Below are 22,043 nucleotides of genomic sequence, written 5' to 3' on the forward strand. Positions count from 1 at the left end.
AGTATATAAAATCAGTAATACCATTTTTCAATTTATATGGTATCCTATCGTTTTAGTTCTATACTTTGAGTTCTATTATTTCTTCTTTACAATTTGTTTTTCTGAAATAGGTTTCCCATCAGTAAATACATTACTAATTTCACCATTAACAACATCATCAAAAACAATTGGAGGTCTTTTATCACTATCCTTTATTTTTAAATGAACATTATCAATATGTAGTCCTTTGATATGTCTTGCATAAATACCATATGATGGTAATGTCCCTACTAAATGAAACTCTGGCCACCAACCATCAAGAACATCCAAAGTATACTCTTTGATATTTGCTTTTTGAGCATCTTGAAGCGTGCCTCCTCCAGCAATTGTCATTTGTATATCTTCTAATAGAACATTTTCAATATAATGTCCTGTTATACCAGTAATAAATATCGCAGAATTCTTATCTAATTCGGTATTATCCACTACCATACCTCTAAATATAAAATCATGCATAGATTTCATAGGGTACATTTCTTCTGGTGCATCTACACATGCTTTTTGTTGCGCAAAAGTCATAAAAATGGGGCGTGGCACATTTTTCATGACTAAGTTAGAGAATACCATATTTTTCATTTCTCCACCTTCATTCATCTGAATCTTTAATCCTGAATCATCTATATTACTAAATGTACAATTGCTTACCGTCACAGACTCAAAATTTCCCCTAGAAAGAAGGCCTATTCGCATACCTGCCCACTTACTTTCGAATGTACAGTTAGTAACCACTATATTTTTACAAGGAATGTTAGGTTGAGAGGCTTGTAAACAAATAGAGTCATCACTAGTATTAAAAGAACTATTAGCAACACGAACATTAGAACATCCATCAAAATCAAGCCCATCTCCATTATGGTTAACACGGCTATGAATCCTGATACCATCTACAGTGATTTCATTACAATACAAAAATGCAGAAGTCCATGCAGCTGGATTAATAATTGTTATATCTCTTACATGAATATCATTACTATTCATAAACCTAATAAGCATCGGCCTTCCGGTTTTATTTGTAAAGTTTTTTGGATAACCATTACCATCAATGGTTCCGTACCCTTCAATGGCAATAGATTTTGCTTCATTAGCAAAAATCAAACAACGATCCATGTGAGGTTCGTTCTTATACATATTCTTATGTGTTTTATCAGAATAATCCTCTATATCCGGGCTTCCCAATAACACTGCTCCATTTTCAACATAAAGGGTAACAAAATCTTTTAGAAAAATAGTTCCTATAACTACTGTTTTGCCTGCCGGAATTACAACTTTACCTCCTCCATTTTTTGTTGCTGCATCTATTGCTGATTGTACCGCTTGAGTATCTTTTTGTATACCATCTCCTTTTGCTCCAAAATCTAATACATTATATTCTTTTGCATTGATTTGTAAACAAAAACTTAATAATAAAAAAGTTATAATTAGTTTCATTCTATACTTTTTAGTGAGGTTTTTTAGCCTCCAATTTACTATCTTCTGTATATCTTAAAACGTTAGGAATTCCAGTTCCCCGAGCTTTTGTAATTTCAGTCTTCCAGGCTAATTTTAACTCTTGTAAAACGGAAGCATATTTATCTTGACCGATTAAATTATGAAGTTCTTCAGGGTCATTTTTAAGATGGTATAATTCTTCATAAACCGGTTCTTCTCCTTGAAGGGGTGACTCAATAAAACTTTGATACATAGCTATATCACTATCATGCACTGAGTACAACATTTTATTAACATTGATTCCTAGTTGATTAGCTGTTTCTATCTTTTTCAATGCTGAGAAATTAGTATTCTCATAATATCGAATATATTTCCATTCTTTATTTTGTACAGCCTCACAGCGAGGGTTACCAAATTGAGTTGACCATAAGTTTTCTGTAAAAACATATGATCTTACACTATCATTCCCACCATTAATCAATGGTAAAATATCTTTACCTTGAAATGTTTCAGGAATCTTAATTCCTGCCATTTTTAACATTGTTGGAGCTATATCAATACTTTGAACCAATGCATTACTTGTAATTCCTCTAGTTTTTTTATGATAAAAAGGATGCATGATAATTAATGGAACATGTGTTGTTTTTTCATAACATAATGCCTTTCCTCCAATACCTTGTTCTCCCATAAACAATCCATGATCTGAAGTAAAAATAAGTACTGTATTTTTATCCAATTTTAGATCTTTAAGTCTTTTTCTTAAATCTCCAATGAGATTGTCAATCCCTGTCATTGCTTGTAATTGACGTATGTATCTCTCTTTTACTCCCTCTGGAGTTTCTACATAATTATATCCTATCTGTCTGTTTTCTACCTTAAATAAATCTGAGGGTAGCTTCGGAGTTTTTATATCACTTTTTGCTATGTAATTCTTAGGTAAAGGAATGGTTAAATCTCTATATAAAGTTTTATACATTTCATTATCAGTTGCCTTCAATTTCATTGTACTAGTACTTGCCCCATGAGGTAGATTAAAATTAACGGAAAGCAAAAACGGCTTATTTTTTGGTCTGTTTTTCAAAAAATGAACAGCTCCTTTTAATCTTTGCTCATTAGTATCCAAAAAATCTTCAACGCCTTCATTAATAATTTCTATTTGGGTATCACTAACTGCATCATTAAAAATTTCATGTCGATCTTTTGGATAGAATGATAAGTGACCGTGACCTGCATACCAGTAATCAAAACTTTTTTCCATTAAACCACTTTCATACCCTCCTTTTCCGATCGGTGCATGGTTTTTTCCTATCCAACCTGTATAATATCCCGAATTTCTCATAATTACTGGATATGATTTTTCCCAAGCCTTATTAGAAACACTAGTCCCTGAATTAAAATTTACAGCATGTTTACGTTCAAATTGACTTAATAAAATAGAAACTCTACTTGGTGTACAGATAGCACTGGTAATATGTGCATTCTCAAATAACACCCCTTCTTTAGCTAATTTGTCTAAATTAGGGGTTTTCACTATGGTGTTACCTGTGCTCCCCATATAGCCATAAGGCTGATCATCTGTAAGAATAAAAATAAAATTGGGCTTTTCCTGAGCAATGCTATAACCAAACGTGATAACATAAATTAACCCAAAAATTGCTGATTTTAGTTTTACACTTAGCTGCCGCATCTTTTACTATTTTGTTTTCACAATTATCGTTTCTGATTTTAAGCCTTCTGAAGAGGCTGTAATTTTAATTTCTCCAGCATCATTTTTTGACTTTACAACCAACAAACATAATCCATTAAAGGCTTTTCTATGATTTGCTTGAAATGAAGTTATTGCAGTTTGATCACCGTTATCTACAGCTGCAAGGGTTCCCTCTCCTGTAACTTCAAAATTCACATCATTTGCTGCTATTGGGCATAAATTTCCTGATACATCTTCTATCTTTACTGTAATAAAAGATAAATCGTTTCCATCTGCTTTAATCTCTGTTCTATCTGCTATTAAATGTATTTTTGCAGGTGATTCTGCTGTTTTAATCTCTTTTTCAGCAACTGCTTTTCCATTTTTATACCCTATTACTTTTATACTTCCTGGCTGATAAGGTACATCCCAGGAAAGGCGATATTTTGAGGTATACATTCCTTTTTCAAAATCATGAAACTCTGCAGGAACTTTTGTTGTATCCACCCCTTTTACTTTCTTACCTAACGATTTTCCATTTACAATTAATTCAACTTCGTCACAGTTGGTATAAGCATATACTGGTATAACATCTCCTTCTTTACCTTCCCAATTCCAGTGTGGCAGAACATGCACCATAGGTTCTGTAGTCCATTGGCTTTGATATAAGAAGTATCTATCTTTTGGGAAACCACATAAATCCACAGGAGCAAAATAAGAAGATCGTGAAGGCCAATCCAGTGTCCAACGTCCATTCGTACTATTATCTTTTCCTGCATATGGCGTTGGCTCTCCTATATAATCAAAACCTGTCCAAATGAACTCTCCCAAAGAGAATGGATTTTTCTCCTGAGCATCAAATTCTGCATCAGGAAGATATGCCCATGGCGGCCCTACAACTCCATCATAACTAGATACATGGTTTGTTTCTTTTTGTACTGCAGCTTCGATTGGAAAATGATATACCCCTCTGCTACTTGTTTGCGAAGACGTTTCAGAACCATACAGAATCATATTTGGATTTTGTTCTTTTATTTCGGTATAGCTCAAAGGCCAGTAATTCATTCCGACAATATCAACCTGATATGCTAGTTTATTAACAAAAGGCGCAGGATAATAATTGAATCCGATAGTCGTAGGTCTTGTATTATCTTCATCATGACAAATGTCATTGAGGTGTTTTGTTAATTTCCATCCATCCTCTTTACTCTGCTCTAATATTTCATTTCCAATACTCCACATAATGACAGAAGGATGATTACGATCTCTTTGTATCATATCTCGTAAATCTTTCTCATGCCATTGGTCAAAATATTTATTGTATCCATTAGGCACTTTACCCATTTTCCACTCATCAAAAGCTTCTACAATTACAACAATTCCTAATCGATCACAAACCTGTAATAATTCAGGCGAAGGTGGGTTATGACTTGTTCTTAATGCATTCACTCCCATGCTTTGCATAATTTGCATCTGTCTTTCTTTGGCTCTATAATTAATAGCTGTCCCTAAAGCTCCTTGATCATGATGCATACAGACACCATTAAGCTCTACTTGTTTTCCATTTAGGATAAATCCTTTATTAGCATCAAAATCTATCGTTCTAACTCCAAATTCGCTATCATAACTATCCACTATATTTCCGTCGATAAGTACATTACTACTTGCTGTATATAAAACAGGAGTTTTAATATCCCATCTTTTAGGTTTAGCAATTTTAATAGTTTGAGTTATATCTTTTTCAGCAGATTTTTGGATTACTACAGATGATGAATTTGAACCCACCACTGTTCCTTTTTCATCTTTAAGAATAGTTTCCAGAACAATATCTGATGAAGACATATTTGCATTCTTAATCGTTGTTTTGATGCTAACTGTAGCTTGTTCATCAGTAACTTCTGGAGTTGTTATATACGTCCCCCACTGCGGAATATGTACTAAACTATTTATTTTTAAACGTACATTTCTATAGATTCCTGCACCTGGATACCATCGTGCAGCCAAATCTTCTGGTGATAATTGTACTGCGATAACATTATCTTCACCAAATTTGATATGTGGAGTTAAATCAAATTCGAATCCAATATAGCCATAAGGTCTTTCTCCTATATAAGTTCCATTAAGCCATACTTTAGCATTGTTCATAGCACCATCAAACTCTATAGATATTTGTTTGCTACTATATTTCTTATCAACTGTAAAATGTTTTCTGTACCAAGCTTCTCCATATACAGGTAAACCTCCTGTTCTCAAATCACTTCCTTTTTTGAATGGTCCTTCTATTGCCCAATCATGAGGTAAATTCAATTTTCTCCAACTAGAATCGTCTAAAAAAACGTTTTGTCCATTATCAACCGTATCCTTTAAAAAAAGCCAATCTGAGTTAAAGTTTTGATCTGAAACTGACAGTTCTTTTGACGTTTTATCTTTGGTACAAGATGCAAATAAACATCCTATAGTAAAAATTATAATTAACATCGATGATTTAAAAGTATTCATAGGTAACATTTTAATCTTATTATAAATTGTAGGAAATCAAAACTTCATTATCCCTAGTATTCAATAACTTAAAAAAATAAAAACTAACTTTTTTTATTCTTTATTTTTTCTAATTCACTTTTAAGTTCTGCTACTTTTTCTGGATATTGAGTAGCTAGATTGTTTTTTTCTGAAGGATCTTCTTCAAGGTTATATAACTGAGGTGAATACATATGCCCTCCTTCAATGTTTTTAACTTTTTCTATAAAGTCTGGTATTGTTTTTTCTTCGGGAAACGGATCAATATACTTCCAATTGCCTTTTCTTAGGGATAAAGTGTATGACTCTTCTAACAAATACTCTCTTCCTTCTTTTTCTTGAGATGATAATAAAACAGGGAGTATATTTTGGCTATCTATTGCTGCGTTATCAGTAATAGGTTGTTTAATCAAATCTGCTAAAGATGCATATAGATCAACCTGACTCCATAGTGCATTACTTATTCCCGGCATAATTTTTCCTTTCCAAAACGCAAGGGTTGGCATTCTTGTTCCTGCTTCATAAGCACTATATTTACCTCCTCTATAAATCCCAGAAGGTTTATGATTTCCAAGTTTTTCTTCTGCCAAATCTTCATATCCATCATTTAAGACCGGACCATTGTCACTAGTAAATATCACTAGAGTATTTTCTAGCAGATTTAATTTTTCCAGTGCATTCATTACTTCTCCTGTCATCCAGTCCATTTGTACAATTGCATCTCCTCTAGGTCCCATAGTACTCTTACCCTGAAATTTTTTATTGGGTAACCTTGGTACGTGAATATCATGAAAAGAAAAGAATAAAAAGAAAGGATCTGATTTAGCTCCTTCTATAAAACTAATTGCTTTATCCGTTAATACATCAGGAAAATCCTCATCTGTCCACAATGCCGGTGTTCCTCCATCCATAAAACCAATTCTACTTATTCCATTTACAATTGTACCACTATGCTGCACATCGGCTTTTTGTCTCAATAATTCTGGATTATTGATACCATCTGGCATATCTCCAAACTTAGAGACGTAACTAACTTTTATCGGGTCATTCTCATCCGAATTATTAACCACTTTGTGATTCTCTACATATACCGAAGGCACTCTATCTCCTGTAGACGGAATTAAAAAACTATAATCAAACCCTATTTCTAAAGGGCCTGGTTTAATTTCCTTATTCCAATCTACATTACCATCTCCCAGTCCTAAATGCCACTTACCAACAACACCTGTTTTATACCCTCCTTTTTTAAGCATATCAGGCAATGTTTCTATATTCTTATCAATAATTAGTGGAGCATCTCCTTTTAAAACAGCTGCATTATTTCTAAATGCATAATTCCCGGTTAATAAAGAATATCGTGAAGGTGTACAAGTTGCAGAACTACTATGAGCATCAGTAAATTTAATTCCTTCATGTGCTAATCTATCAACATTTGGAGTTTCTACACCGACGGCGCCATAAGATCCTAAATCGCCATATCCCAGATCATCTACATAAAAAACAACAATATTAGGCTTTGATGGTTTTTCCTGGATCTTTTTTGCTTTTGTTTCATTTGAATTACAAGAAAACAACATTGCACATACTCCTAAAAAAAACAGTTTGGTTTTATGCCTCATAATATATTTATAAAGAGATATTATTAGTAATTACAAATATTCAAAATATCGGTCAGAATCCTAAATTTCAATCTACACCTATTGGTTAAAACAAGATAATAAATGGTTTATTGACTTTAATTAATACATCATAAAGCTCTTTACATTTTTGTCTTCCTGCAACAACACTTTTACATACTACATGATATCTCACTATAGAGGTTCTACTCTTAAAATAAAAACATATGTACTATACTATAAGACAATAGTAGTTAAAGAGAGGCATTCATTTTTATAAATTGATTTCTAAAATAAATAGTACTCACAAATGAAACTAAACGCCTTTTATTTCTCTTTTTTGATGATATGTACTACAACAATATCATTCGCTCAGGATTTGACAATTCCTCCAAAAAACTATGTAGATTCTGTAAAAATAGAAAACGCAGTAGAGCGCTTAAACAATAACTATCCCCTTTCAGATCAGGCAAATACTAAAAACTGGAGGTTACAAAAAAAGTATTCTGATGAGTTTGATCAATCTAAACTAAATGAAAAAATTTGGTACCCTAATAACCCAGGTTGGAAAGGACGCCAACCCACATATTTTCATGGTTCAAATGTTTCTCTAGAAAATGAAGAACTGGTTATTCGTGTCAATAAACATAAAGATGAAAAATTACCTGAAGGATATACGCATAGTACAGGTTTTATTAAAAGTAAAAACAAGTTTTTATATGGATACTTCGAGGCCGAATGTAAATTAATGGATGCTCCGTGGGTATCTGGCTTTTGGATGACTAATGTAGGTAAAGACTGGTGGACCGAAATAGATATTTGCGAAAATGCACCTGGCCTTGAATATAACCGACATGATTTAAATTCTAATATTCATGTTTTTAAATCTCCAAAAGATAAAGGTGATGTAAAAAAACATTTTTCGAGAACCAAGAAATTTTACTTCCCAAAAGAGCTACAAAATGACTATCACATATGGGGACTAGAATGGACCAAAGATTATATACGATTCTATATTGATGGTATCTTGTTTAGAGAAGCAAAAAACACACATTGGCATCAACCTCTGGAAGTTAATTTTAACTGTGAATCCAATAAATGGTTTGGAGCTTTACCAGATGACAACCGACTCGATGGTGAATTTCATGTAAAATATTTTAGAACATGGAAAAGAAAATAAGTATTCATATTTTAAAAACCATTGTGCTCTTTTTGTCTATATCAGTGACCTCTGCCATTGCTCAAAATAATGAGTTACCAGAGGGGTATCCGATCACAGACAGAACTAAAACAAATTTGAATGTTGGATGGAAATTTCACTTAGGAGAAGTATCCGGAACACCAGAAGCTATAGATTTTGACGATTCTAAATGGGAAAAAGTTTCTGTCCCACACACCCTGCAGTTGGTATCATATGAAATGGATAGTATCGGAGAAAGTTGGGTTCAAAAAAAGTATTTAAGGGATTTTGGTTGGTATAGAAAAACGATTGTTGTAAAAGCAAAACCTTCAGAAAAAGTATTTCTTGAATTTGAAGGAGTCCATAATGTAACCGAACTTTGGGTAAATGGCAAGAAAGTAGGTACTCATGAAATTAATGGGTATATCCCTTTTCATTTTGATATTTCCAATTATGTAAAATTTAATCAGGCAAACCTTATTGTAGTAAAAGCAGACAATCGATTTAATGAAACAATTTCTCCAGATCCACACAGAAGCGATTATGTAAAATTTGGAGGCTTATATCGAGATGTATACCTAGTTACTACAAATAAACTGCATGTATCATATAATTGGGAAAAATTTGATGCTGGTGTACATATTACTACACCCACAGTAAATAAAAGAAATGGTACTGTATCAATTAAAACTACGGTTACTAATGAAAATTCTACCCCCAAAAAATGTAAAATAGAAACCCGTATTATCAATGCAAAGGGATATGTTCTAAAAAAAATAACCCAAAGTATAAATATAGCTCCTAATTCTGATTATACATTTAGACAAACCTCTGGGTTAGAAGATGAAGATTTTCGTCTATGGTCTCCAGATACACCTTACCTATACAGAGTAAACTCTGTGATTTACGATGAGGAAAAGGCTGTTGATTTTGTAGAAAACAGCTTTGGATTCAGAACATTTAAACTTGTAAAAGGAAAAGGATTTGTTTTAAATGGTGAACCTATTTTTCTTATTGGAGTAAATCGGCATCAAAATTATCCAAATATAGGCGATGCCGTGCCTAATTCATTTCATTACAATGAAGCTTTACAATACAAGAAAGCAGGAATGAATATTATAAGATTATCACATTATACTCAAGATGATGCTTTTATAAAAGCTTGTGACGAATTAGGGGTGTTAGTATATGAAGAACCTCCGACATGGATCGAATGGGGAGACGATGTCTGGTTTTCAAAATTAGAATCAGCAACCCGAACGATGATTAGGAATCATAGAAACCATCCATCAATTATATTTTGGGGAGCCGGTATTAATCATAGAGGACCTGTACCCAGAATGCAGTATGTCGCTAAAGAAGAAGACCCATTTAGACTTACCGCCTCAGCATCAAGCCCTTGGAATGGCATTCTTAATGCCGGAATTACAGATGTATATGCCACAATGGATTATAGAAGAACAGAATTTACAGAAAGTGATTTTGAAATGGTTATGGAACATGGTAGTTCTCCAAATGCCGAAGTAAATCAGTTTCATATCTCCCGTTATAAAGGAAGCAAACAAAATATTGCCGCTATTGCATGGTTAGGTGCTGATTATAATCACTTATTACCAAATGATGATCGATGGACTCGTGATTATATGACTAACTATGCGGTTCTAAGTTCTTATAGAGTTCCTAAACCTGTATATTATTGGTACCAATCAGAGCTGATTAAAAGCCCAATAGTACATATTGCAGATGAAACTGCTTCAAAAAATGGAAAAGTTAGAGTCTATAGCAATTGCCAAGAAGTAGCTCTATATCATAATAGAAAATTAATCGGGATACAAAAACCCGATAATGATATTACCAAAGTAAATTTAGATCACCCTTCATACACATTTCTTTTTAACTGGAAAGAAGGCACTCTAAGAGCTGAAGGGTTAAACAACGGACAAAAAATCACAGAACATATTCGTAAAAAAGAAGGCAAACCTCATCATATCGAAGTAAATTATAATATTAATGATCAACCTTTTTACGCAGGTGGTTCTGATATACGGTTGGCACATGCATATGTAGTTGATAAAAATGGTGAAGTCGTTACTTCTGCAACTCACAATATTCAATTCACTATTTCTGGAGATGGTAATATTATTGATAATGGAAAGATTAATGCAAATCCAGCACGTTTGTATAATGGAGTAGCTTCTATATATATAAAAGCAAATGACACTCCTGGAAGTATTACAGTAACCGCTAAATCAAAAGGATTACAAAATGGAAGTGCAACAATTTCTACTTCAAAATTTAATCCCAATGAAATACAGAAAAATGCCAAACCAATTTTTGATTATCCCATCGTAAAGGCTGATATAGGAGGAGAAAAACAATTAGTACAGCATGAATGGCTTCCCTGGACAGGTAAATCAGATAAAGATATTATATTTAAGAGTAAACTTTATGGAGAATTAGAAATAAAAGTAAACTCAAATGATAGTATAAAATGGCATGGAAACAGTTCAGTTTCTGGTGAACTTGGATTTATAGCATCAGATGGTTTGTATACTAAAGATGAAAAACTCATTTTAGAAATATCAAACCTAAAAAAGGGAAACTATTGTATTGAAACGTATCATCATGCTGCTAAAAAGAATACAAAAATTACAAACGAAATTGAAGTAGTTATTACAGATGCTAATGGTAAAATGATAAAAAAAGCGGATGATCATATCGTAGCGTATTACAATAATGAAACCACAGGAGAACGCAAACCTCTTTTTATTAGATCTAATATATCTTCTGATGGAAAGACACCAATTAATCTGGAATTTAAAAATTTAAAAAAAGATCGAGATTTATGGCTAAATGGACTTGTATTAAAACAAAGGTCTAATTAATTCTTCTTATCAAATAATTAATTTTAAAAAACATAATGAATTCAAGAGCTACTTTATATTTTCTATCCTTATTTATCTTTATAAGTTGTAAGAATTCTTCAAAGGATATAGATATCATTAATGTCAATTATAACGACAACCATATATCATATGAAGGAAGAATAGGAGAAAATAAAACAAAGAGAGCCTCAGAAATATATTGGTCAGGCTCATCAATTAAAATAGTTTTTGAAGGAACTATGGTAAAAACTACTTTAGAAGACCAAAATGGTACGAATTATTTTAATATTATTATTGATGGAAAAAAAACTGATGTATTAAAATTAAAAAAAGGAAAACATACCTATTCGCTTACAGAAAAATTGACTTATGGTAAACATTCTATAGAACTAACAAAAAGAAACGAATGGACGTTCGGCACTACTTTATTTTATGGGTTCGAAATAACAGGCTCCAAAATTTTAGAAGTCGCAAAAGATAAATCTTTATTCATAGAATTTTATGGAGACTCTATTACAACGGGTCATGGAAATGAAGATTATACAGGAGAAGATAAAGCAGATGGAGATGTCACTAATAATTACGCTACTTATGCTGCAATAACTGCAAAAGAATTAAACGCAGAATATTCGTGTATTGCTAGAGGTGGTATTGGCATTATGGTTAGTTGGTTCAATATGATTATGCCAGAAATGTATGATCGATTAAACCCTAATGACCCCAATAGTAAATGGAATTTTGACGAAAAAAAACCTGATATTGTTGTTGTCAATCTTTTTCAAAATGATTCCTGGATTGTAAATCAACCTAATCACGTTGAATTTAAAAGGCGATTTGGAAACAAAAAACCCACAGAAGATATAATTATTAATAAGTATCAATCATTCTTAAAGAAAATTAGAAAACATTATCCGGGCACTAGCATTGTCTGTTTATTAGGTAATATGGATATCACAAAGGAAAACTCACCTTGGCCTGGTTATGTGTCGAATGCAGTAAAAACTATGGGTGATAAAGATATATATACTTGTTATGTTCCACACAAAAATACTCCAGGTCATCCAAAGGTAGAAGAACATCAAATTGTAGCTGAAAAGCTTTTGCAAATAATTAAAACTAAAATAATTGACAAATGAAATCAATCGTCGTAACCACAGTATTCCTATTATTTACTGTTATTTCTTTTGCTCAGAAAGATAAAGTGATCTTCATTAAAGAAGTACCTATTAAATTAAAAAGCGCATCAAGGTATTCATTTCATATCGGTTATGAGGCCATAAAAGATTGCGATATTGCCATAGATTTCTCTGGTGGACCTAATAAATTTTGGGCAGGTAAAACAATTCCTGTAAAAAAAGGTAAAGGGCTCACGCATATTGAAGTCGATATGAAAAACTCCCCAAGTCCTGGAAATGGATATAAAATTTCTCTAGCCATTAGAAAAAGAGGTGGAAATTGGGAAACCACAACAGCAGCTACATCCATTAGTAATATTGAAATTACAAAACGTTCTGAGGAAATTTTGGATGATGCATCTTTTTCACCTTTAACTCCTAATATTGTTTCTAGTAGAGAAACATTTGACTTTGAAATCAAATATAAAGCCAGTCAAGAAAGAAAAATTATAGTTGCAATTCATAATAAAGGGCAATGGATGGGTGCTAGTAAAGCAATTCTAGTACAGAAAGGGAGTGGCACAAAAAAAATACAGGTTAAAATGTCTCCTCCACCAGAAGGAGATAAATACAAGTTTACCCTTTATTATGGGTCTGGAGAAGGTTTCCCTGATAAATATATAATCAGTAAAGAAATTACAGATATTAAGATTACAAAAGCAGGAAAAAAACTAGAAACAACCACAACACAAACTGCAATACCTCAAAAAACGATTACACTATCTGACCTAAGGGAACAAAGTATACCGCTTTCTATTAATAAGAATTCTGATATTTTGACTATCCCAGGAGACGCACCATACAGCTTCATTAAAATTATCGCCATGAATGGCTCTATACTAAAAGAAAGTCAAAACACTAATTCTATTAAGGTTTCAGATCTGCCAAAAGGAGGATATTTTGCGATCACAAACAAAAACGATTCTTATAAATTTATAAAATTTTAAAAAAGTGAATTCCATTATACAAACTATTTCAATGAACCCTTTTCTCAAAACACCAAAGTATTGATGGTTTTACTTAATAAAAACCTATCAACTCAAAACGACTATTAAAGAAGGTGGTAATTAGCTTTATCACAACCTAAAAATAAGCTCGAGAAAAAAATCAAAACCATAACTAAAAACTTTTGCTAATATTAAACCCAAAATAATTGATAAATGAAATCAATCTTAACAACAACCGCACTCCTACTATTCACTCTTATTTCTTTTTCTCAAAAAGATGAAATAGTTTTTATCAAAGAAGTACCTATTAAATTACAAAGTTCTTCTCTGTATACATTTTACGTTAGATATGAAGCCACCAAAGATTGCGATATTGCAATAGATTTTTATGGCGGACCAAATAATTTTTGGGGAGGAAAAACAGTGCCTGTAAAAAAAGGCAAAGGACATAAAAAGATCGAAATCTATATGAATGAGTCACCCAAACCTGGAAATGGATATACTATTTCTGCAGCCATTAGAAAACGAGGCGGAAATAGAAAAACTACTACAGCTGCAACATCTATAAATAATATTCAGATCACAAAACGCTCTGAGGAAATTATAGATGATGCCTCCTTTTCTCATCTAAGTCCTATTATTGTTTCTAACCAAGAAACTGTAGATTTTAAAATTAAATATAAGGCAAGTCAAGAAAGAAAAATTGTAGTTACAGTTCATAACAACGGATTGGGTATTGGTACAAGTGAAACAATTCCTGTTCAAAAAGGAATTGGAACAAAAGAAATACAGGTTAAAATGTCTTCTCCTCCAAAGGGGAACAAATATAAATTTACTCTTTATTATGGATCCGAGGAGGGCTTTCCTAATAAATATATAATTAGTAAAACAATAACAGATATTCGGACTACGAAAAGAGTAAAAAAAGTAGAAACCACCCCAAAACCTCCAATAAAGCCAACTCCAAAACCACAGGAAACAATTAATGTAAAAGATTCAGGAGAAAAGAGTATTACCCTTTCTCTTAATAAGGAATCAAATATTTTAACGCTGCCAGGAAAACCAAGTTATACACTTATTCAGATTATTACATCACAAGGTCAACTGGCAAAAGAAGCTAAAAATTCAAATTCTATAGAGGTGTCAGATTTACCAAAAGGTAATTATGTTGCCATCACTAGTGAGAATGACTATTATCAATTTGTAAAATTTTAAAGTAATGAATATCAAGATAAAAATTATATCAATTTCTCTACTAATTTCAATTACCTCTTTTTCTCAAAATGCTAAAGTATCAATTGACTTTACAACACAAAAATACATTGGCTCAGAAAGTGAATTGAAAAGAGAAAAGTATTTTAATATTCATAGTTCTTTTTCAAATTGGGGTTTAGCCTTTGAAGCTGATTATCTTTTTGATCAATTGGATATAAAATTTGGTAGAACTTTTGGCGGACCTGCACCTTTTCGTAAATCTAAAACCGAAATCCCCAGTCCAAGTGTAGCTAAAACAAATGGAGCCAATACTGTAAAACATTGGAAAAATGCTCCTTTATTTAATAAATACAAAACCAATGATCTTATCATTACTGATCATCCCAGAAGTGCATTTCAGCTTAATACTGATTATGATAAAATAGCAGCATATAATGTTGAATATATAAAGAATGCATTCCCAGTTATGCCTAAGTATTATGAAGTAATGAATGAACCTTTTGTACATGCCAAAGATTATGTTAAAACCTGGGCAGAAACAGGTGGTGTTATTCTAGAAATGTCTAAGCTACATAAAGTAGTTGCAGATAAAATACATGCAGAAATTCCTGATATAATGGTAGGTGGGTATTCTTCTGCATGGCCAGAGGTCGATAGAAAAGATTTTGATCATTGGAATACAAGAATGAAGTTATTCATGGATACTGCTGGAGAAAGTATGAAATTCTTTGCCACACATCTATATGACGGGAGGAATGTTGCGGGTGACTTTAACTATAGGTCAGGAAGTAATTCTGAAGCAATTTTAGATTTAATTGAATCATATAGTTATAAGAAATGGGGAGTTGTAAAACCCCATTTAATATCAGAGTATGGGTATACATCTAAAGGATTACTAGGAAAACCTTATTCTCCTGAATTAAGTGGTACTTGTTTAACCTCTTACAATAATATCTTAATGTCCCTTCTAGACAAACCAGATCGACTATTAAAATCAATTCCTTTTATAGTTGGAGATGGTAATTGGTTTTATCAAGATAAAAAAAATAATCCTGATGGTCATCCGTACCCATGGGTAATCTTAAGAAAAAACAAAGATGGAGTTAAAAAATTCACAGATCTTAAAAAATTCTATGAATTATGGAAAAATGTATCCGGAAAAAGAATCGATATTACTTCCAATAATCCAGATATACAGGTTAATGCTTTTCTAAAACCAGAAAAAGCTTACGTTGCGTTAAATAATCTGCACGACAAAGAACAATCAATAGCATTAGATTTCCTTAACAAAAGTGCTGATCATATAAAAAATATTACATTAAGAAGATTATACACTAATACTTCTGGCATCCCTAAATTAATCTATTTCACTGACCTTTCAGTCATGAAAAATATCGATCTTAAACCAGGAGAGACTGTAATACTAGAATGTGATATTGATACAATTCAGTTTTCTAACTCTATAATCGAGAACAACTCCTATTCTAAAACTTACTTACAAAAAATTGAAGCTAATAAAACAATAAGTTTTGATATTGATAATGTAGAAACAGCTAAAAAAGGGAGAGCATTTATAAAAATGGGAATAGGGAGAGCACATGAATTAAGTAAAAGTCCAAAAATAACGATCAATGGCCATATTGCCAAAATCCCAAGTAATTGGGCAGGTTATGACCAAGCAAGTAGAGATCAATTTTTTGGAGTAATTAATATTCCTATTGATATAGAATATACATCTTCTGGTACAAATAAGATTGAAGTCACTTTTCCGGATACTGGAGGACATGTAAGTTCTGTTATTTTAAATGTGGAGAGGATGAGCAAAAATTAAATATCAAAGATTTATTCTAGATATTTCTTTCTATTAAACCTTTTAACTAACAATCTATGTACGTAACATTATAATACGAATGGCCCCTCTTCAAAGTTTGTAAGGGGCTTTTCTTTTTACCAAAATCACATATTATCTCCAAGCATTTCTCTAATTCCTAAGATTTGTTAAGCTAGTTTAATACTTTTGAAGTTAATGCAAAATTTATTCCTATGATAAGGATGAAAGGAAATGCTATCAATACAAATATTTCTTTTAGCAATACTAGTTTTTTTTTTAAAAGACTAATCTTAGTTTTTATTACCTCTGTAAATACCATCAAATGCTTTTTCTAATTCTATTTTAAAAGCAAAAGCATGTTTACCTACTTTTGTTTGTGGCTTATGTATTTTTAGTCCATTCTCATTTCTTTCCCAACTGATTTTTTCGTTTGATCCTAAAAAACTAATATTTTTAATGGGATCTGCAAGGCTAGTCAATCGAGTAGAAAACGATGTAATTAATATATCAGCTGTTGGCCAATCCATTACAAAAGCATAAATAGTATTTCCTTTAACAGTAAATCTAATATCGTTTTCAGTCATCGTATGTACTTCATATTCTGTATGATCTCCCATTTTTGAGCGTGTTTTTCCTTCCCCATACATAATCCAAGGACGTGTTTCATAAATGGCTTCGCCATTTATTTGTAACCACTCTCCTATTTCTAATAATACTTGTTTCTGATCATTAGGGATTGTACCATCTGCCTTAGGTCCAACATTTAATAATAAGTTACCATTTTTGCTTACAATATCAACAAAATCATCTATAAGTTCGCCTGCAGGTTTAGTTTGCCAATCTTTTACATAAGACCAGGAATTACGCCCAATAGAAGTATCGGTTTGCCAAGGCAATTCTCTAATTCTATCTAATTTTCCTCGTTCAAGATCTAAAACTGCGGCTCCATCAGGAATGGGTTCCCATCCTATTTTTTTATAATTAAGTACAACTTCTTTATTCCATTGGGTTGCCAGATTATAATAATCTGACAGAATCTTTAACCTGTTTTCTTCATATTCTGGTGCACAAAATCCAAAATCAAACCACATTAAATCCAATTTGTACTTTTCAATCATATCCATACTCCTTTTGTAAAAAAGATCCAAAAACTCAGGTGTAGGAGGATCAAGATATCCATGAGGTTTAAGATAAAAATCTTGAAATTCGGGATTTGTTGTATCAAAATTTTTATCATATGCCCACCACTTATATCCAAATGCCAGATGAGATGAACTTCCTACTTTAAGGTGTTCATTACGTGCTTCGACAGCTAATTCACCTAGAACATCTCTTTTTGGCCCCATGTCTACAGCATTCCATCTTGTATGAGAAGAATTATACATGGCAAAACCATCACAATGCTCTCCTACCGGAACAACATACTTTGCTCCAGCTTTTTTAAACAAACTTATCCATTCTTTGGCGTCAAAGTTTTCTCCTTTAAACATTGGGATAAAATCTTTATATCCAAACTCGCCTGGTTCTCCATAGGTCTTAACATGGTATTGATATGTAGGATTATCCTCTTGGTAAGTTTTTCCTGTATTATGATTGGTTTTCTTTTTACGATACATTTGATATCCATACCATTCATTACCATATTCTGGAACTGCATATACTCCCCAATGAATGAATATACCAAGTTTCGCATCTTGAAACCATTTCGGAGATTTATATTGACTTAAAGATTCCCAAGTGGGTTCATATTTTTTACTCTCCTGTGCTTCTAATGAAAGAAGATTAAAAATAGTAAGCAATCCAAAATGGAAATAAATAAAATACTTCTTCACAATTTTTTAAGTTTTATTAAAATAAATTTATTCTATAAAAAGAGGCTGTTTAAAATAATGAAAAATTGATATCAATCTTAAATTTCATTATTATATTTCAAACAGCCTCTTCATTTGGCTAACTAACTAATAATTAATCTGTAAAATTATTCCTATTTGGTTCTAAACTCAAATACGGATGATTTAGTTAAATTATTATGTAAATCTTTAGTGACAACTTGCCAATAATATATTTTATTTGCTTGTAAAGTCACATCTTTGATTTCCGACTTTGTAACAGTATTAATTAAGGTTACTGGTGGATTATTATTATCCATATACACCTCATACTCACTAATGTCACCATCTACATCACTACCTTTCCATAACAAATCTACAGTCGTAGGGTTAGTAATCGTTAGCCCCATTGGTGGGCTAACTAGTTCTGCAGGGAATGGCGTATAGTTTTCTATTCCCGGCCCTGCATTAAAAAGTTTCCACACTTCACTTTCTGCTGTACTTGCAGTAGCACTTGAAGAAGATGTTATTTTCCATGAATACGGTGTTCCTAATAATAATGTAATTTCTAACTCTGTATTTATTGTTTCAAAAGTTTCGACTTCCTGTGTATTAAGGTTTGTAAGCTGTAATGTATACTTTGTAGTAAAATCTGAAGCATTCCATTCAAAAATGACTGTACTCTCCCTATTAGAGACAATCTTTCCTGCATTACATTCTGCATCTTTTAAAGGAAAAATCAAAGCTGCTGCTGTTGGAATATTCACCGTTCCTTCTCCATCACCGCCATCTGGCTCTCCATCTGGTCCATCATCACTACCTCCACAACTTGCTAGCATGGCTAAAACAAAAATTGCCAGAATTAATTTTATATTATTTTTCATATGTAATATTTTTTAAACTATTCACATTAAATTTTATTGACGCGAATGAGTGTTTTAATTTTTTATTATTTGCTCATGCATTACCATATCAGAACTAGAAACTTTAAGGATATAACTTCCATTGGCAAGCACAGACATATCGATTGTCATATTTGCATTAATATCATGTTGTTGACCATATAGAATACGTTTCCCATGAAAAGAGAAAAGCTCCCACGTTACACTATCTCCCCGGAGTCCATTTTCGGCAACAACAATATTTAGTATATCTTTTACCGGATTAGGGAACGTATATACACCTCCATTGCCTCCAACATTTATACTTTCTTTATGTATTCCCTGGCAGTCTTTATCCGTTTTTACTAAAAGAGTATTTTTTCCATTTTTTAATGCAAGTGTTATTTGATTTTTATCAGTTACGGTAACTTCATTATTCAATTCGACTCTATATAATTTCCCTCCTTCTAGATTAAGCGAAATTTCTTTTAGAGAAGTGTCTACTTTGGAAGCTACTTTTAGATCTGTTGGTGCATTAACAACTACAGAAAAGCATTGTTCATAACTAGCTTGTCCGTCAACTTTAATACATACTGTATATGTCCCACCACTTAAACCATCAAATACAGTTGCTGTATTAGCAACAAAGGCTTTGGTAGCACTGTTTTCTTTAATTTCTGCAGTATAATTATGGTTTTCGTTAGCGGTAATTGTTATACTACCGTTAGCACCATTAACACAACTCTGTCCTGCACTCAAAATACTAAAATTAGTAGGTGGTAGTGTAAATATGGTACATCCGTTGCTATCTACCGTATCATTTACAGGAGTATTAGGACAAACATCATTAGCATTGTCCACTCCATCTTTATCATCATCATTTTCTGGTAAAGCAATACAATCTTCTCCTGGTAAACCATAACATCCTAATCCTGCCGGTCCTAATTTAGTATTCCAGTCAATTCCTGCGACCCAATTATCTCCTCCAGATTCATAAGCACCTACATCTGGGTTATCTCCACTAAATCCGTCTGTTATACCATCAATTACTCTTCCTGCATCCACAGCCTCTGAATTAGATTTTAAAATAAAGCTCGAATTAGAAGCATTCCCAAACGCATCTGAAGTCACTACTAAATTGTTTTGTTTATCAGATTGTGGCTCCCATTCTCCCTTATCTCCTAGATTATTCCATACGTTTACATTTGAAAAAGCAGTACCTGCCAAATGCCATGCTCCCATTTCTCCAGAATTATTCCAAAACGTATTATTAAAAATATCTATATCCTTACCATCCCAATTGATCTGTACTGCCGTCCATTCGGTATTCCAAACAACATTATGATGAACAGAAAAACTTTCGGCATCATTATCTAAATAAATCCCGGCGGCTTTTGTTTTTGTTCCACTAGAAGCTGCATCATGAAACCAATTGTGATGTATCTCTGTATTAGGTTGTCTTCCTACTGTATAAAATAAAGCGCAATCATCGGCTATAAGGTTACTATATGAAACATCATTATATGCGATCTCACATCGTTGTCCATTATAATTTATTCCATCTCTTCCGCCATTAAAAATGGTATTTCTCATAATTTTATTATCATTACCTCCTCTTGCAACTAAAGGAGCATCATAAGACCCCAGATAATTAAAATCATGGATATAATTATTTTTTAACTCATTAAAACTACCTGCCATTCTCATACCAGTAGCTGCACTAAATGCAATCTCACATTTTTCAATAATATTTCTGGTTCCGTTAACCTCTACACTAGGTTTACCAGCATTAAAACCTGTAAAAATTCCTTGAGTATGATTTCCATAAAAAGAAGAAACACCATATAGTTTGTTATTATTAGAATTCGTTTTCAATTCAATCGTACCTCCAAACACTGCCAGGTTTCTAATTTCTATATAATTCCTACTATTAAGGTTAATTGTTTGTCTTCTTCGCCTCATTCTTACTAAACCATCTTGAGGAACAACTCCTCCTGGTAACTGAATAAATAATTCACTTGTTACTGTATCGAACCACCATTCATTTTGATAATCAAGAGCTCCTTTTACTCCTTCTAAATAGAAATCTCCTTTATCTGCTGGGGGATGAAAAGTATAAATCCACTTTATTCCAGAGTTTTTAGTAATGTTAAAATTAACTCGCCCAGAACTACTACTAGTAATGAACTCTTTCCATGCTAACCATCCTGATCCTGGTCTATCTCCATAAAAGAAAAGTGAACCACCTGTCCAATCAATATTAGGAATATCACCAGAGGTCAAAAATCCAACTCGTCCATTAAAAGTTGCATCAGATCCGTCACTACCTCCTGAGTTACGTCTCGAATTAAGGGTAAATGGCAAACCATCTTCATTGTTTGGCCATCGTGCTAAATCCATAGCTGTATTCTCGTTCATCACAAAATTCTCTTGTCCTAATGAAGCAAAAGGTATTGTGGTTTTATAAATTGATCCAGAATCATTTGTCCAACCATTTAATGATTGCATTGCAGAAATAATCACTTTTTCTCCTGGAAATGATGTAAAAACGATAGGGTTTCCAGCAGTTCCAGAATTTGCAGGACGCAATGTTTCTTCGTAGGTTCCTTCTCTTATATATACTATGTCTCCTGCTACAGCTTCGTCTGCAGCTTTTGTAATAGTAGCATATGGGCTATCAATTGCTCCTGTATTTGTTAAATCGTTACCTCCTTTTGCCACATAAATATCTCTGGAAAAAGAAAGAAATGATATTAAATTAAATAAAGCGAATAGTAAAATTTTTCGTGGGGCTATCATATTTAATATTTTTT

13 protein-coding genes are annotated in these 22,043 nt (G+C 32.6%); 6 read left to right on the top strand and 7 right to left on the bottom strand.

Annotation, left to right across the window (positions count from 1 at the left end; translation table 11 throughout):
* Positions 1-75: 75 nt before the first annotated feature.
* From FOF46_RS02735 to FOF46_RS02750, 4 genes are all read right to left on the bottom strand, one after another.
* Positions 76-1,467 carry a glycoside hydrolase family 28 protein gene (locus tag FOF46_RS02735; protein WP_143915374.1) on the bottom strand — a complete coding sequence of 464 codons (1,392 nt, stop codon included), beginning with the start codon at positions 1,465-1,467 and terminating at the stop codon, positions 76-78.
* Positions 1,468-1,477: 10 nt separating this feature from the next.
* Positions 1,478-3,154 carry a sulfatase-like hydrolase/transferase gene (locus tag FOF46_RS02740; RefSeq protein ID WP_143915375.1) on the bottom strand — a complete coding sequence of 559 codons (1,677 nt, stop codon included), beginning with the start codon at positions 3,152-3,154 and terminating at the stop codon, positions 1,478-1,480.
* Positions 3,155-3,160: 6 nt separating this feature from the next.
* Complete coding sequence (gene galB / locus FOF46_RS02745) at positions 3,161-5,653, bottom strand: beta-galactosidase GalB (protein WP_143915376.1); 2,493 nt, start codon at positions 5,651-5,653, stop codon at positions 3,161-3,163.
* A gap of 83 nt (positions 5,654-5,736) precedes the next feature.
* On the bottom strand, positions 5,737-7,290 hold the full coding sequence (locus tag FOF46_RS02750) for a sulfatase family protein (RefSeq protein ID WP_109436779.1): 1,554 nt from the start codon (positions 7,288-7,290) through the stop codon (positions 5,737-5,739).
* A 307-nt stretch (positions 7,291-7,597) separates the two neighbouring features.
* Here FOF46_RS02750 and FOF46_RS02755 point away from each other — a divergent pair, with 307 nt between their 5' ends.
* The 6 genes from FOF46_RS02755 to FOF46_RS02780 all read left to right on the top strand — a co-directional run bounded on the left by FOF46_RS02755 (position 7,598) and on the right by FOF46_RS02780 (position 16,520).
* Positions 7,598-8,467 carry a family 16 glycosylhydrolase gene (locus tag FOF46_RS02755; protein ID WP_143915377.1) on the top strand — a complete coding sequence of 290 codons (870 nt, stop codon included), beginning with the start codon at positions 7,598-7,600 and terminating at the stop codon, positions 8,465-8,467.
* Complete coding sequence (locus FOF46_RS02760) at positions 8,452-11,352, top strand: glycoside hydrolase family 2 protein (protein WP_143915378.1); 2,901 nt, start codon at positions 8,452-8,454, stop codon at positions 11,350-11,352. The genes FOF46_RS02755 and FOF46_RS02760 overlap by 16 nt, the downstream gene beginning before the upstream one ends.
* A 35-nt stretch (positions 11,353-11,387) precedes the next feature.
* Positions 11,388-12,488 (top strand): SGNH/GDSL hydrolase family protein, encoded by a 1,101-nt coding sequence (locus FOF46_RS02765; protein WP_143915379.1) that lies wholly within the window; start codon positions 11,388-11,390, stop codon positions 12,486-12,488.
* On the top strand, positions 12,485-13,474 hold the full coding sequence (locus tag FOF46_RS02770; protein WP_143915380.1) for a hypothetical protein: 990 nt from the start codon (positions 12,485-12,487) through the stop codon (positions 13,472-13,474). The genes FOF46_RS02765 and FOF46_RS02770 overlap by 4 nt, the downstream gene beginning before the upstream one ends.
* 213 nt (positions 13,475-13,687) lie before the next feature.
* Entirely contained in the window at positions 13,688-14,689 is a 1,002-nt protein-coding gene (locus FOF46_RS02775) for a hypothetical protein (RefSeq protein ID WP_143915381.1), read from the top strand.
* Positions 14,690-14,693: 4 nt separating this feature from the next.
* Positions 14,694-16,520, top strand: a complete 1,827-nt coding sequence (locus tag FOF46_RS02780) for a beta-agarase (protein WP_143915382.1) — start codon at positions 14,694-14,696, stop codon at positions 16,518-16,520.
* 290 nt (positions 16,521-16,810) lie between these two features.
* On the opposite strand, the gene FOF46_RS02785 is transcribed toward FOF46_RS02780, so the two are convergent.
* The 3 genes from FOF46_RS02785 to FOF46_RS02795 all read right to left on the bottom strand — a co-directional run bounded on the left by FOF46_RS02785 (position 16,811) and on the right by FOF46_RS02795 (position 22,029).
* On the bottom strand, positions 16,811-18,352 hold the full coding sequence (locus FOF46_RS02785) for an alpha-L-fucosidase (protein WP_208746742.1): 1,542 nt from the start codon (positions 18,350-18,352) through the stop codon (positions 16,811-16,813).
* Positions 18,353-18,504: 152 nt separating this feature from the next.
* Positions 18,505-19,233 carry a hypothetical protein gene (locus tag FOF46_RS02790; RefSeq protein ID WP_143915383.1) on the bottom strand — a complete coding sequence of 243 codons (729 nt, stop codon included), beginning with the start codon at positions 19,231-19,233 and terminating at the stop codon, positions 18,505-18,507.
* Positions 19,234-19,287: 54 nt separating this feature from the next.
* Positions 19,288-22,029: a right-handed parallel beta-helix repeat-containing protein gene (locus tag FOF46_RS02795; protein ID WP_143915384.1), complete on the bottom strand. Its 2,742-nt coding sequence runs from the start codon at positions 22,027-22,029 to the stop codon at positions 19,288-19,290.
* Positions 22,030-22,043 lie beyond the last annotated feature (14 nt).

The sequence above is a fragment of the Aquimarina algiphila genome, from assembly GCF_007489275.1.
Lineage (GTDB): Bacteria > Bacteroidota > Bacteroidia > Flavobacteriales > Flavobacteriaceae > Aquimarina > Aquimarina algiphila.